This is a genomic window from Actinocorallia longicatena (assembly GCF_039534125.1).
Classification (GTDB): Bacteria; Actinomycetota; Actinomycetes; order Streptosporangiales; family Streptosporangiaceae; genus Actinocorallia; species Actinocorallia longicatena.
In genome coordinates this window covers 239,228-251,998 of sequence record NZ_BAAAUV010000005.1, presented here as the reverse complement: position 1 = coordinate 251,998, position 12,771 = coordinate 239,228, and the positions used below count along the sequence as shown (strand labels likewise).

12 protein-coding genes are annotated in these 12,771 nt (G+C 71.9%); 2 read left to right on the top strand and 10 right to left on the bottom strand.

Going from position 1 to position 12,771, the window contains the following annotated elements:
* Positions 1-5: 5 nt before the first annotated feature.
* Complete coding sequence (locus ABD785_RS11975; protein WP_344826237.1) at positions 6-494, bottom strand: GtrA family protein; 489 nt, start codon at positions 492-494, stop codon at positions 6-8.
* Between the two features lie 204 nt (positions 495-698).
* Here ABD785_RS11975 and ABD785_RS11970 point away from each other — a divergent pair, with 204 nt between their 5' ends.
* The gene (locus ABD785_RS11970; RefSeq protein WP_344826234.1) at positions 699-2,201 is read left to right on the top strand and encodes an outer membrane protein assembly factor BamB family protein; all 1,503 of its coding nucleotides are present in this window, start codon (positions 699-701) and stop codon (positions 2,199-2,201) included.
* A gap of 151 nt (positions 2,202-2,352) precedes the next feature.
* Positions 2,353-3,594, top strand: a complete 1,242-nt coding sequence (locus ABD785_RS11965; RefSeq protein ID WP_344826231.1) for an oxygenase MpaB family protein — start codon at positions 2,353-2,355, stop codon at positions 3,592-3,594.
* Between the two features lie 57 nt (positions 3,595-3,651).
* Here ABD785_RS11965 and ABD785_RS11960 read toward each other — a convergent pair whose 3' ends face one another.
* From ABD785_RS11960 to ABD785_RS11920, 9 genes are all read right to left on the bottom strand, one after another.
* A complete protein-coding gene (locus tag ABD785_RS11960) occupies positions 3,652-4,236 on the bottom strand; it encodes a TetR/AcrR family transcriptional regulator (protein WP_344826228.1) in 585 nt (194 codons plus the stop codon).
* Positions 4,237-4,257: 21 nt separating this feature from the next.
* Positions 4,258-5,526 (bottom strand): PucR-like N-terminal domain-containing protein, encoded by a 1,269-nt coding sequence (locus ABD785_RS11955; RefSeq protein ID WP_344826225.1) that lies wholly within the window; start codon positions 5,524-5,526, stop codon positions 4,258-4,260.
* A 111-nt stretch (positions 5,527-5,637) separates the two neighbouring features.
* Positions 5,638-6,924, bottom strand: a complete 1,287-nt coding sequence (locus tag ABD785_RS11950) for a CE1 family esterase (RefSeq protein WP_344826222.1) — start codon at positions 6,922-6,924, stop codon at positions 5,638-5,640.
* A 167-nt stretch (positions 6,925-7,091) separates the two neighbouring features.
* On the bottom strand, positions 7,092-8,540 hold the full coding sequence (locus ABD785_RS11945; protein WP_344826219.1) for an aldehyde dehydrogenase: 1,449 nt from the start codon (positions 8,538-8,540) through the stop codon (positions 7,092-7,094).
* 25 nt (positions 8,541-8,565) lie between these two features.
* Positions 8,566-8,886 (bottom strand): hypothetical protein, encoded by a 321-nt coding sequence (locus ABD785_RS11940; RefSeq protein WP_344826216.1) that lies wholly within the window; start codon positions 8,884-8,886, stop codon positions 8,566-8,568.
* Between the two features lie 115 nt (positions 8,887-9,001).
* On the bottom strand, positions 9,002-10,249 hold the full coding sequence (locus ABD785_RS11935) for a metal-dependent hydrolase family protein (RefSeq protein WP_344826214.1): 1,248 nt from the start codon (positions 10,247-10,249) through the stop codon (positions 9,002-9,004).
* The gene (locus ABD785_RS11930) at positions 10,246-10,578 is read right to left on the bottom strand and encodes a hypothetical protein (protein WP_344826211.1); all 333 of its coding nucleotides are present in this window, start codon (positions 10,576-10,578) and stop codon (positions 10,246-10,248) included. Before ABD785_RS11930 ends, ABD785_RS11935 begins: the two co-directional genes overlap by 4 nt.
* A gap of 4 nt (positions 10,579-10,582) precedes the next feature.
* The gene (locus tag ABD785_RS11925; protein WP_344826208.1) at positions 10,583-11,854 is read right to left on the bottom strand and encodes an aromatic ring-hydroxylating oxygenase subunit alpha; all 1,272 of its coding nucleotides are present in this window, start codon (positions 11,852-11,854) and stop codon (positions 10,583-10,585) included.
* Between the two features lie 29 nt (positions 11,855-11,883).
* The gene (locus ABD785_RS11920) at positions 11,884-12,726 is read right to left on the bottom strand and encodes a TauD/TfdA dioxygenase family protein (RefSeq protein WP_344826205.1); all 843 of its coding nucleotides are present in this window, start codon (positions 12,724-12,726) and stop codon (positions 11,884-11,886) included.
* Between the last annotated feature and the right edge of the window lie 45 nt (positions 12,727-12,771).

The following is a 12,771-nucleotide window of genomic DNA, read 5'->3' as shown; positions in this document are numbered from 1 at the left end:
GCCCGTCAGGCGGCCAGGGCGACCTCCGAGGGGAGCGGAGCGGCGACGACGGGACGGGCCCCGAAGACGAAGACCCTCAGGACGAGGAAGCGGGCGAGCCCGGCCAGCCCCGAAGCGCCCAGATAGACGACCTGGTCGAGGACCACGTCGGGGGCCGGGTGCGCGCGCCGCAGCACCAGCATCGCCCCCGTGGTGAACAGGTAGGCGACGGCGATCGTCAGCGCCGACTGCGCGTGCACCCGCCACCCGCCCTTCTCGCTCCTGAACGAGAACCGCCCGTGCAGCTCCGTCGCGAGCAGCGTGGTCGCCAGCGTGATCAGGGCGTTGGCGGCCACCAGATCCATCCGCGCCGACGCCACCGCGAGCAGCCCGCTCGCCAGCAGGGTGGTCCCCACCCCGACGGCGACGAACCGCCCGAACGCCTCGGCCGCCCCGGGCGCGGCGGTGGGGGGAACGGCGGCGTTCACGGGGGGCCGAACGGGCTTCGATCTCATGTGATCAAGTCTCCTCATGACCCGGCTTCCGGACCATCGGGGCCACCCCTGGCAAACCCCTGAGCCCGCCCCTGAGCCCGGCCCCGGGCTCTTTCGCCGGACCGGTCACAACTATCCGGAAACGGCTCGGACGGGTGATCCGCCGGGCTGGCATACTCCCGATCGCTCTCGCCGCCGGTGCGAGAAACGGCGAGGAGCGTGAAGATGGCAGGGACGCCTGTTCGGGGCCTGGTCCAGGGGATCCGGCGATCGAAGCGCAAGTCCGTCGTGGCGGGGTCGGTGGCGGCCGTGCTGATCGGGGCGGCGGTGACCGTCCAGGTGCTGGTGGCGCAGGCACTGATCGTCGAGTCCGGGGGAAGCTGCGGGAGCGGCGGGTCGCGCGGGGTCAGCCACGGGGCCTGCCCGGAGGGCATCGGGTGGCTGTTCCTGATCTCGTTCGTGCCGCTGTTCGGGCTGGTGCCGCTGGCGCTGTGGGGGGTGGCGGCGGCCGGCCGGAAGGCGGGGTGCCTCGGCGGGGCGGTGCTCATGCTGGCCGGGATCTGGCCCGGCGCGCTGCTGTTCCGGCTGGGCCACGGCGACAGCCTCGATGTCGCCTGGAGCGTGCCGCGCGTCAAGGGCGACATCACCGCCCAGGGCTTCTGGTTCGGCGACGGCCTGGCCGTGCGCGCCCGCATCGACGGCCTGTCCGCCTACGACACCGCGACCGGCGCGCCGAAGTGGACACTGCCCGTCCCCGGCCGCGAGGTGCTCTGCGCGATGAGCCGCGGCACCGACTCCGGGGTGGGCGTCATCGCCTACGGCCCGGAGGGGCAGCCCTGCGGGCACTTCGTCGGCGTCGACCTCGCCACCGGTGCCAAGGCGTGGGACAGGGTCCTGCCCGGCGGCGAGTTCCTCAGCTCCGGGCGGGACGCCGGCTCCGTCGCGGCCGGCGGGGGCACCGCCGTCATGCGCCTCGGCCAGGGCGCCCGGCTCACCGGCGTGGCCCTCGCCGACGGCCGGGACCGCTGGACCGCCGCCGCCCCCGAACGCTGCCACTACGAGAAGGTGAGCGCGGGACCTGACCAGATCGTCGGCCTCCTCCGGTGCACCGATGCCCTGCCCGAGCTCGTCGCCCTGGAGCCCGCCTCGGGCAAGGTGGCCTGGAGGACCCCGGTGACCTCCGAGTCCCCCGTCGCCGCCGTCGACCTCTACACGGCCTCGCCCGCCGTCGCGAAGGTCCGCGAGAGCGGCGCCCGGGGCCGCACGATGATCCAGGCCTTCGACCGGACGGGCCGCGCCACGATCGTCCACACCTGGTCCGACGACCACGACCTGACCCTGTCGGAGCGGGGCTTCGGCGCGACGCCCCTGCGGGACTTCGCCGTCACCGGCGACATGATCGTCGGCGCGACCCGCGTGTCCAACAAGGACGGCCTCACCGCCTTCCGCCTCAGCGACGGTGCCCGCCTGTGGCTGACGAGGCTCGATCATGGCCTGGAAGCCCTCACCGTGGCCGGCGACGCCCTGATCGTCCTCGGCGACGGCGGTGCCGTTCCCGACCTCACCTCCGTCGCCCTCGCTACCGGGAAGAAGACCAGGCTCGGCGGCTTTCCCCTCCGCCACCTCGCCGACAAGGTCGCCCTGTCCGCCGAGCCCGCCGGCCGCTACACCCTGGTCGCCGAGTCGACCAATCCCTTCTACGACGCCCTGGTCGGCGTCAGGCCCTGAGCTTGGCATTTGGCCGGTCTTGACCAGGTTTGTCCCTGGATGACTTGTGACGGGTACCACAGTGTGCTGCTATATGGCGGGACGCTGATACAGAGATGCGCAATGCGTATCTGCGTATCGGATCCATCACCGGTTCGAGGAGGGACAGAACATGGAAGAACCCAGCAGACGGAACATCCTGTTGGCCGGTGGAGTGCTCGGGGCGCTCGGTGCGATGAGCGCCGCGACCCCCGCCCAGGCCTCCCGGCTGTGGACGTGGTCGCCCGCGGGATCGGTCGTCGGCGCCGGTGCCGGAGCCGACCCCCGGTGGGTGTGGGACGCCGAGGCCGACCCGCTGGTCGCCTCACTGATCGACAGCGGCGCCGTGCCCCAGGTCAACAAGCTGCTGAAGAGCTGGACCAAGAACGGGCAGACGCTGCCCGCCGGACTGCCCGCCGACCTGAAGGCCTTCATCGAGAAGGCCCGCCAGCTGCCCGCGTGGACCGACAAGGCCAAGCTCGCCAAGGCCTACACCTTCAACCAGAAGCGGGGCACCTACCTCGGTGTCTCCTACGGCTTCGCCAGCGGCATGATGAGCACCGTCATCCCGCACGAGGCCCGCGCGGTCTACTACTCCCAGGGCGGTGCGGACATGAAGGACCGCATCACCAAGACCGCCAAGCTCGGCTACGACGTCGGCACCAAGAACGCCTTCGAGCCCGGTGGCGAGATGATCGTCACCTGCGTCAAGACCCGCCTGGCCCACGCGGGTGTGCGCCACCTCCTCCCCCAGTCCGCGGTCTGGAACAAGGTCGCCGACGAAGAGATCCCGATCAGCCAGGCCGACATGATGGTCACCTGGCACAGCCTGCCCACGACCGTCATGCAGCAGCTCGCCAAGTGGAAGGTGTCGGTCCCGGCCGACGAGTCCGCGGCGTTCCTGCACTCCTGGCAGCTCACCGCCCACATGCTCGGCATCCTGGACGAGTACATCCCCGCCTCGTGGGACGAGGCCAACGCGCAGGCCGCGCAGGTCCTCACGCCGATCCTCGCCGCCACCCCCGAGGGCATCAAGCTCGCCGACATCCTCCTCAACCTCGGTGCCGTCCTGGACGCCGGCCTCCTCACCACCCACATCCTCGGAGCGCTCACCCGCTACGTCCTCGGCGACGAGATCGCCGGCTGGCTGAAGATCCCGCGCGAGCCCGTCTGGGACGCCGCCTTCCGGGAGCTCTGGCCGATCTTCGTCGCCGTCAAGGAGGGACTGCTCAAGATCACCGACGCTCCCCCGGCGCTGCTGGGCGTCTACTGGGCGTTCGACGAGATCCTCCGCCTGGGCGCCCTGCTCTTCCTGTCCGGCGCCGACTTCCCGATCAGCATCCAGATCCCCGTCGCCAACAACCCCAAGCCCTGACCGTCGCGTGTGCGGCCCCCCGGCTCCCGGCCGGGGGGCCGCACGCGTTCCCCGCGGTCACGGCCGGGGGGCCTCGGCGATCGGGGTCCTGATGCCGAGGATGCGGCGGGCCGCGGTGTACAGGTCGCGGCGGAGCTGGTCGTCGTCGACGTGCGCGAGATAGGGGCTGCCGGTCGCGAAGGCGAGGCCTCCGCTGAGGATGAGCGTGATGACCAGGGAGTGGTTGTTGAGATCCGGCCCGATCATCAGGAGGCCGACGCGCTCCCGCAGGTCCTTCATGTCGGGGCGGCCGTCCAGGTGCCGCTGGATCGTGGGGTCGAACTGGAGCGCCGCCTGTTGACGGCGGGCGTCGACCATCAGGTCGATGAGCCCGTCCAGGAGGGTGTCGACCCGGGCGGTCCGGCCGCGCCTGCTCTCCGCCGCGACGACGACCTCGGCCAGCCGCCGCATGTAGGGCGTGACGGCCGCGTCGATGAGGTCTTCCTTGCTCTGGAAGTGGTAGTAGACGGCGGCCTTGGTGACGCCGACATGATCGGCGAGCATCTGCAGGGACGTGCCGTGGACGCCCCAGCGGGTGAACAGGTCGGTGGCGGCGTCGATCAGCTGCGTCCGTACGCTTCCGGCGGGGTGCTTGGCGGCCATTGCAGGGAGGTTACCCCGATGTCAGCGGTGGAGCGTGGCGGAGGCCGCCTTGGGCCGCCAGCGTGAGGGACCTTTGCGCCGCGGCCGGGACGGCGGGCGCTGGCCGAGCTGCCGGGCCCGCAGGACCAGCAGCATCTCGAAGCGCCAGTCGGGGTCGTTGAGGCGGCCGGGGAACATGTCGGTGAGGCGCCGGATGCGGTAGCGGACCGTCTGGGGATGGACGTGCAGGAGCTCCGCGACGCCCAGCACCGAGCTTCCCGCGCCCAGCCAGGCCAGGAGCGTCTCGCACAGCCGATCGCCCTGGTCGGGGGTGAGCTCGGCGAACGGGGCCAGGGCGCGCTCCGACAGGACCCGCATGCACAGTTCGTCGTTGAGCAGGTGCATGGCGACGAGATGGTCCTCGCAGCGGATGTGCTCCTCACCGGACAGGGCTCCGTCCGACAGCATGATGAGCGCCTGGCGGGCGAGGCGGAGCGAGGAGGCCGACTCCTCCAGCGCGACGGTGGGCCCGAGCGCGAACCGCACCCCCTGGAGGGACCGGTGGAGCGTGCCGAAGCGGGCGGCCGACGGCTCTCCGGGGATCATCAGGCAGGGGTCGGACCGGTCGAGGTCGGCGAGGATGTCCTCGTCCAGCGCGGGCGGGATCGCGAAGCGGGTGGCGTAGTCCTCGCTGATGGCGACGCACGCGACCTGGCCGGGCAGCGGCCAGCGGGCCTTGTGGGACAGGTCGGCCAGGCGGGTGCGCATGGTCGGCCCCGGCTCCACCAGAAGGAGCTGCAGCAACCGCTGCCGGGTGCGCTCCAGGACGTTGTCCTGCCCGCTCAGCTCGGTGAACGCCCGGACCGACAGGGCCGACATCTCGTCGGTGAAGCCGAAGACCGCGTCGGCCAGCTGGTACATCCGGGCGGGCGCGACCCCGGAGTCCTGCCCGACCTCGGCGAACCTCCGCCAGGCGGTCCGCCCGGCGATCCGGTAGGCGGCCTGGAGGGCGTCCAGGCTCCGGCTCTCCCGGTACTCGCCGCGGCCCAGGCTGTGGAAGAACCTGGCGTTGAGGTCGCCGACGGGCATGCCCGCGTTGAACTGGGCGAGCAGCTGGTGCAGCGCCTTGGCGATGCCGGCCCTGACGGGCTCGCCGTGCTCTCCGGCCAGCACCACGGTGAACTCCGGGACCTGCTCCCTGATCTCGTCGATGATCTCGACGGCGAGGTCCGGCAGGACGGGGAGCAGCAGGGCCGCGATCTCCATTCTCTCTGGATCGGGGTCCGCCGCTTCGTTCTGGGACTTGGTCATGGTCGTCCTCTCGACTGAATGAGCCAGAGGCTAGACGATCGGCTAGGAGAGCTCTAGCCGATCGTTTAACAGAAAACCCGGAGAACGCGTGAGTCACACTATGCGCGAGGGTCAGCGGAGGCGGTAGCGGGAGACGAAGTCCCAGATGACGGCGTTGGCGTCGATGTCATAGGTGGTGCCGCCGAGGAACGGCCCGAGGAAGGGCGTCCCGCCGGGCCAGTTGTGGCCTCCGCCCTTGATCTCGTAGAGGATCACCGGTGCTGTCGCGGGACAGCCGGTGTAGTCGTGGCGGACGACCGTGGTGTTGTCGCCGGGGGCCTTGTCCGGCAGGTTCGTGTCGGTGGTGGTGGCGGCACAGCCGTTGTTGCGGGCCCAGAACCTGGCGGAGTCGGGGGCCTGGCCGTAGGGGACGACGAAGTCGCCGTCGCCGTGGATCAGGACGATCGGAACCGGCCGGCCGGGATGGCAGGCGTCCCTGGCCGCCTGGTCGGTGAGCTGCCCGGAGACGGGGACGTAGGCGGCGAAGCGCCTGTTCTCGCAGGCCATCTTGCTGGTGAAGAAGCCGCCGTTGCTCATGCCCGAGGCGTAGAGCCGCTCGGGGTCGGCGTTGAAACGCTGGACGAGGATGTCCTGGAGCCGGTTGACGAAGCCGGGGTCGTCGAGGGCCGGGGAGGGCGTCCCGGCCAGGACGCCCTGCCAGCCGATCCCGTAGTGCTCGGGGGTGATCATGATGAAGCCGCGGGTCTGCGCGTAGTCCGACATCCGGCCGTAGTACTCGGCGATGCCGGGCGACTCGCCCAGACCGGGGAAGTGGAACAGCACCGGACGGGCGGTGCCGTCGTAGTCGTCGGGCAGCCGGAGGATGGCGTTCCTGGCCTGCCCGGCGTGGGTGATGCGGATGGCGTGGTCGCCCGGGTCGGGCCGCCGGTCCTGGACGGTGACCGTGACCCGCTGACGGGTCGTGCCCGCCGCGCGCCTGACCGAGGCCTGCCCCTCCCACCGGACCGTGGCCTCGGCGGGCGTGGTGACACCGCCGTCGACCGCGGCGGTGATCTCCACACCCGCGCCGGGGTCGGCCAGGGTGAAGGTGCCCTTGAGGGAGCCGTTCCGGGCGATCTTGAACGTCACCGAGGCCTGGCCGCCCGCCGAGCCGGGGAGCGTCCCCCCGCCCTGGATCTTGTCGGTCTCGAAGGTCGCCACGTTGTCCAGGACCGCGATGGCGCCGGACGACAGGTCACCCGCCAGCGTGTAGGCGGGGGTTCCCGCCACGCTGACGGTCAGGCGGTCCTCCGCGGGGGCCGCGGCCTGGGCGCCGCTCGCTGGAACCGCGCTCAGCACGGCCCCCGCGAGCAGCAGCGCGGGCAGCGCGCGCGAGGGAGGGAAGCGATGCAGATCCACGATGGATCCTTCCTGTGCACCCGGGCCGCGGGCCGGTCCCGCGGCCCGGAGTCGCGTCACAGTAGGACCCGCACAAAACACCCGCATACGCCCAAACGTCAGTCATCTCGTGCGCGCTTTTGCGCATCCGGACGACCACGCCGCCATCTCCGCAGGCAGCGCCCCGCTCACGGACCGGCGGTGGAGATGGACTTGGTGTCGAGGCAGGCCTCGATGCCCTCACGCCCGAGATCCCGGCCGAGGCCGCTGTCCCTGACGCCGCCGAAGGGGGCGGCGGGGTCCATGGAGTAGGGCTGGTTGATGCCGAAGGTGCCGGTCCGGACGCGGCGGGCGATGGTGAGGGCGTGGCCGGTGTCGGAGGTCCAGACCGACCCGGACAGCCCGTAGCGGGAGTCGTTGGCGAGGTCGACGGCGTGGTCCTCGTCGTCGTAGGGGATGACGGTGAGGACCGGCCCGAAGATCTCCTCCTGGGCGATGCGGGAGCCGTTGGCGACTCCGGCGAACAGGGTGGGGCGGACGTACCAGCCGCGTCCGGCCCCCTCCGGCGGCGCGTCCCCGCCGGTGACCAGGACGGCGCCCTCCGTCCGGCCGAGGGCGATGTAGTCCCGCACCCGCTCCCGCTGGCGGCGGCTGACCAGGGGGCCGACCTCGGTCGCGGGATCGGCCGGGTCGCCGACGACCAGGGCGTCCATCATCGCGGCGAGGGCCTCGGCGTGCTCGTCGTGCCGGGAGCGCGGGACCAGGATCCGGGTCTGGGCGACGCAGGCCTGGCCGCTGTTCATCAGTCCGGCGACCTTGATTCCGGCCGCTGTCGCGGCGGGGTCGGCGTCGTCCAGGACGATCGCCGCCGACTTGCCGCCGAGCTCCAGGCCGACGCGCTTGAGCGCGGCGCCGCACACGGCGGCGACCTTGGCGCCGACGGCGGTGGACCCGGTGAAGGAGACCCGGTCGACACCGGGGTGGCCGACCAGGTGCGCGCCGAGTTCCCCGTCTCCGGGCAGGACGCTGACCACGCCCGGCGGGAACCCCGCCTTCTCGGTGAGGTCCGCCAGGAGGTAGGCGTCCAGGGGCGTCTCGGGCGCGGGCTTGAGGACGACCGGGCAGCCCGCCAGCAGGGCGGGGACGAGCTTCATCACCGCCAGCAGGGTCGGCATGTTCCAGGGGACGATCGCGGCGACCACGCCGACCGGTGTGCGCTGCAGCAGGATGTCCCGGCCGTACCGGCCGGGCCTGCTCTGTTCCCATTCGACGGTCTCGGCGATGTCGGCGAACGCCCGCATCATGACGCCGGGCAGCGCGGCGTGGGCGGACCTGGCGAAGGTGACCGGCGCGCCCATCTCGTCGCTGATCAGCCGGGCGACCTCCTCGCGGCGCGGGTCGTACAGGTCGGCGAGCCTGCGGACCGCGGCGATCCGCTCGGCGGGCGGCAGATGCGGCCAGGGCCCGTGGTCGAACGCCGTCCGGGCCGCGGCGACGGCGGTGTCGGCGTCGGCCGGCGCGGGGGCGGCGATCCGGGCGATGGGCCGCTCGGTGTGCGGCGAGATCACCTCGATCGTCCGGCCGGTGCCCGGCGGCACCCAGGCGCCTCCGACGAACAGGCGTTCTTCCACGTGCATGAGGTCCTCCGGGCTTTCGGGCCGGTCAGGCGGAGTGGGCGGAGAGCTCGCGGCAGAACCACATCCGGGGCGGCGGGTCGGTGGCGACGCCGACGGGCGCCGCCAGCCGCCCGGTCCTGGCCGCCTCGCCGATCCTGGCCTGGACGGCGGCGATGTCGTCGGCCTCGAGCTCGTACACCGCGACGTAGGGGGCGTCGTCGCCGAGCGCGGCGAACCGGCGGGCCGTGACGACGCCCTCGATCTGGAGCATCTCCTTGAAGTGGGTGCCCTCGTACCAGGCGTGGTAGGCCTCGGCCTCCTCGGGCGAGGCGGGGCGGGACTCGACGTACAGGATGCCTCGGGTCATGGGCGGGTCCTTCCGGGACGGTGGTGATCGGTGATCGGTGATCCGGTGATCGGTGATCCGGTGATCGGTGATCCGGTGATCGGTGATCCGGTGACTGGTGCTCGGTGATCGGTGGTCAGGGGGCCGGGGTCTTGTGGACGCGGCCGTCCTTCATGACGAAGCGGACGTCCTGAAGGAGGGTGATGTCGGTGGCGGGGTCGCCGGGGACGGCGATGATGTCGGCCAGCAGGCCCTCGGCGAGGCGCCCCCGGTCGTCCACGCCGAGGAGGTCGGCGCTGACGACCGTCGCGGCCTGGATGGCCTGCATCGGGGTCATCCCCCGGTCGACCAGCGCCCACAGTTCCTTGGCGTTGTGGCCGTGCGGGACGGCGGGCGCGTCGGTGCCGCAGGCGATCCGCACCCCGGCGGCGATGGCCTTGGTGAGGGTGGCGCGGGCCCGGGGGAAGACCTCCTCGGCCTTGCGGCGCAGCGCGGGCGGCGCCTGGGAGAGGTCGAGGCCCTCGGACAGGTAGCTGGTGGGGACGAGGAACGTGCCCTGGTCGACCATCATCCTCAAGGTGTCGTCGCTCGCCAGCGAGCCGTGCTCGATGCAGTCGACACCGGCCCGCAGGCACGCCCTGATGCCCGCGTCGCCATGGGCGTGGGCGGCGACCCTGAGGCCCGCCCGGTGGGCCTCGTCGACGATGGCGGCCAGCTCCTCGTCGGAGTACTGCTGGGCGCCGGCGGCGGTGCCGTGCGACATCACCCCGCCGGACGCGGAGATCTTGATGACCCCGGCGCCGTGCTTGATCTGGTAGCGGACGGCCTTGCGGACCTCGGGGACCCCGTTGGCGATCCCCTCCTCGACGCTCAGCGGCATGATGCCCGGCGCGAGCCGCTGGAACATCGTCGGATCGAGATGGCCGCCGGTCGGGGTGATGGCGTGGCCGGCCGGGACGACGCGGGGGCCCTCGACGTAGCCCTCGTCGATGGCGCGGGCGAGGTCGGCGTCCAGGAGATGGCCGCCGGTCTTCACCATCAGCCCGAGGTTGCGGACCGTGGTGAAGCCGGCCAGCAGCGTGGTGCGGGCGTTGGCGGTGGCCCGCAGGGTCCGGTAGACCGGGCCGTCCTGGACGCCGTGCATCGGCTTCGGCAGGCCGTTGGGGGTGTCGGGACCGCCGATGAGCAGGTTGATCTCCATGTCCATCAGGCCGGGCAGGAGCGTCATGTCGCCCAGGTCGACACGTGTCGCTCCGGGCGGGACGGCGGGCGGGTCGACGGCGGTGATGAGGCCGTCGTCCACGACGATGACCGCCGGGGACCGGACCTCGCCCTTGCCGGTCTCGATCCACCGGTCGGCCGTCAGCACGATCGGTGCCGTCACGGGACGGGCTCGATCAGGCAGTCGAGGGTGGCGGCGCCGGTGTCGGGGACGCGCTGCTGGCTCCAGGCCTCGACGCAGAAGGAGATCGTGACGAGGGAGTACAGCAGATGCATCAGCCGCAGGACGTCGTCGGGGAGGTCGTCGAGCGGGTGGAGGTCGCAGTGGGCGAGCGCGGCCTCGGCCCGCGGGGTGGCCGCGTCGTAGAAGGCCTGGATGTCGCTCATCGGGGTGGCCAGGCGCCTGGCGTACCGCTCGGCCTCGGTCGGCAGGCACCAGACGGCGGCGAACGGTTCGAGGTCGGCGAACGCGGCGGGCAGCAGTGCGGTCATCGGGTCACGCCTTCCCGGTCCTGGCCTGGTGGTCGGCGATCCAGTCGGCGGTCACCTTGTGCAGGTGCCGGCAGAGGATCTCCTGGTCGTTGAGGTGGAAGCCGGTGACGGCACGGGACTCGAGCATCATCTGGGTCGCCTCCAGGGTGTTGCCGTCCTGGAGGGCGTACTCCTTGAACGTGACCGCGGCCATCTCGCGGGCGACGCGCTCGCGCGGCGTGCGGGAGGGGACGAAGTAGAGATTGCCCTCGAAGGTGTGGCTGTTGTAGGAGGTCGGCCAGTACTGGTAGGTGAGGTACCAGCCGCCCGACCAGATGAGGATCGTGAAGTTGGGCCACAGCTGGAAGGAGTCGAGCCCCCAGGGGTCGCAGCCCGCCGGGTTGAGGCCCGCGGGCATCTTCTCCACGCCCAGATCCGGCTTGTCCCACGGGCCGAACAGGCCGCTGCGGGTGATGTCCTCCATCGGCTTGCGCATGTCGGGAGCCAGCTCCCAGGCCACGATGCCGGAGGTGCTGACCAGGCGGTGCGGGCCGTCGAGCCGGTAGTGCGGGGCCTCGAATCCGGCCTGGGCCGCGGCGGCGGAGAAGGCGTCCGGCGTCTGGCTCGAGTGCAGGACGGGCGCGTGGTAGAACTCCTGGAAGGCGTCCAGGAACAGCTTCCAGTTCGCTCCGACCTGCGACCGGTAGCGGAACCGCTCGGTCATGCGGTCGAAGGGGTAGCCCTCCAGCGCGGTGACCATCGGGCCGAGGAACTCCGTCAGCGACTGCTCCGGCTCCGCCGCGAGGTTGACGAACACGAACCCGGCCCAGACCTCGCAGTGCACGGGCACTAGCCCGGTGGCGCTCTTGTCGAGGTCGAAGAACTCCCCCTCCTGCTGCACGAAGGTCAGCTCGCCCTCGAGGCCGTAGCGCCAGCCGTGGTACTTGCAGGTGAACTGACGGCAGGTACCGGACGTCTCCTCACGCGGGAAGTCGTTCCACACCAGCTTGTTCCCGCGATGGCGGCACACGTTGTGGAACGCGCGCACGGTGTCGCCGGTGCCGCGGACGATGATCAGGGACGTCTTGGCGACCTCGATCTCCCGGGTGAAGTAGGAGCCCCGGCGCGGGATCTGCTCGACGCGGCCGACGTTCAGCCACGCCCGCTTGAAGATCGCGTCGCGTTCGAGGGCGAAGTACTCCGGGGAGATGGAGTCCTCGTAGGACATCGGTGCGGTGCCGAGCTCGGGGTAGTGCTCGGTCCAGCTTCCTTCGGCGGGTTTGGGCCAGCGGGCCATGGGTGTTCCTCCTGGGGTGGGGGCGGACGTCACTGGATGGGTTCGTCGCCCAGGACGGTGGTGCGGAGCATCTCCCGGGGAGAGGCGGGGTCGTAGGGGGCGGCGCGGTGGATCACGCCGCGGTTGTCCCAGATGACGGTGTCGCCGACGCTCCACTCGTGCCGGTAGATCCGGTCCGGGGTGGTGCAGCGGGCCAGGAGGTCGTCCAGGAGGGCGCGTCCGGCGTCGGGGTCCATGTCGGCGATGTGGTCGGCCGAGGCCCCCAGGACGAGGGAACGGCGTCCCGACGTGTGGGTCCAGACCAGGGGGTGCTCCCTGACGGGCCGCCGGCGCCAGACCGCGAGCTGCTCGGGGGACGGGTCGGGGGTGACGCGCCGCTGGGAGGCCTCCAGGGAGTGCACGACCCGCAGCCCGGCGAAACGCTCCTGCTCGGCGGCGGTCAGGGTCCGGTGGGCGGCGTAGGAGCTGGCGAACTCGGTCTCGCCGCCGCTGGCGGCGACCTGCCGGGCGGTGAGGACGGTGGCCTTCTGGGGGCAGGTCTCGTCCTCGGGGGTGCAGCCGTCGATGTGCCAGTCGAAGGTGGCGCGCAGGTAGGCGGCGGCGGAGTTCTTGGCGGTGTCGAGGCTGACCCGGTAGATCCCGGCCACCTCGTGGTGGCCGGGCGAGGTGTCGATGTCGCCGAGCCTGCGGCAGAACGCGACCTGGGTCTCGGGGTCGAGGTGGAGGCCGCGGAAGACCAGGACGCCGTGGGCCTCCAGGGCGTCCATGAGGAGCGGGGGCAGGGCGGCGTCGGCCATCAGGCTCTCGGCGTCGACGCCGTGGACCTCCGCTCCGACCTCGTGTCCGAGCCTGTCAACGGTGATCGCCGGCATGGGGTTCCCCTTTCGATCGCTGCCGTCCGGGCGGCGGGTTCGTGG

Bases quoted from the DNA above. Each gene is read 5' to 3' on its own strand.
- ABD785_RS11965 (WP_344826231.1), top strand. From the start codon at position 2,353: ATGGAAGAACCCAGCAGACGGAACATCCTGTTGGCCGGTGGAGTGCTC.
- ABD785_RS11960 (WP_344826228.1), bottom strand. From the start codon at position 4,236: ATGGCCGCCAAGCACCCCGCCGGAAGCGTACGGACGCAGCTGATCGAC.
- ABD785_RS11925 (WP_344826208.1), bottom strand. From the start codon at position 11,854: ATGGCCCGCTGGCCCAAACCCGCCGAAGGAAGCTGGACCGAGCACTAC.
- ABD785_RS11975 (WP_344826237.1), bottom strand. From the start codon at position 494: ATGAGATCGAAGCCCGTTCGGCCCCCCGTGAACGCCGCCGTTCCCCCC.
- ABD785_RS11955 (WP_344826225.1), bottom strand. From the start codon at position 5,526: ATGACCAAGTCCCAGAACGAAGCGGCGGACCCCGATCCAGAGAGAATG.
- ABD785_RS11930 (WP_344826211.1), bottom strand. From the start codon at position 10,578: ATGACCGCACTGCTGCCCGCCGCGTTCGCCGACCTCGAACCGTTCGCC.
- ABD785_RS11940 (WP_344826216.1), bottom strand. From the start codon at position 8,886: ATGACCCGAGGCATCCTGTACGTCGAGTCCCGCCCCGCCTCGCCCGAG.
- ABD785_RS11970 (WP_344826234.1), top strand. From the start codon at position 699: ATGGCAGGGACGCCTGTTCGGGGCCTGGTCCAGGGGATCCGGCGATCG.
- ABD785_RS11945 (WP_344826219.1), bottom strand. From the start codon at position 8,540: ATGCACGTGGAAGAACGCCTGTTCGTCGGAGGCGCCTGGGTGCCGCCG.
- ABD785_RS11920 (WP_344826205.1), bottom strand. From the start codon at position 12,726: ATGCCGGCGATCACCGTTGACAGGCTCGGACACGAGGTCGGAGCGGAG.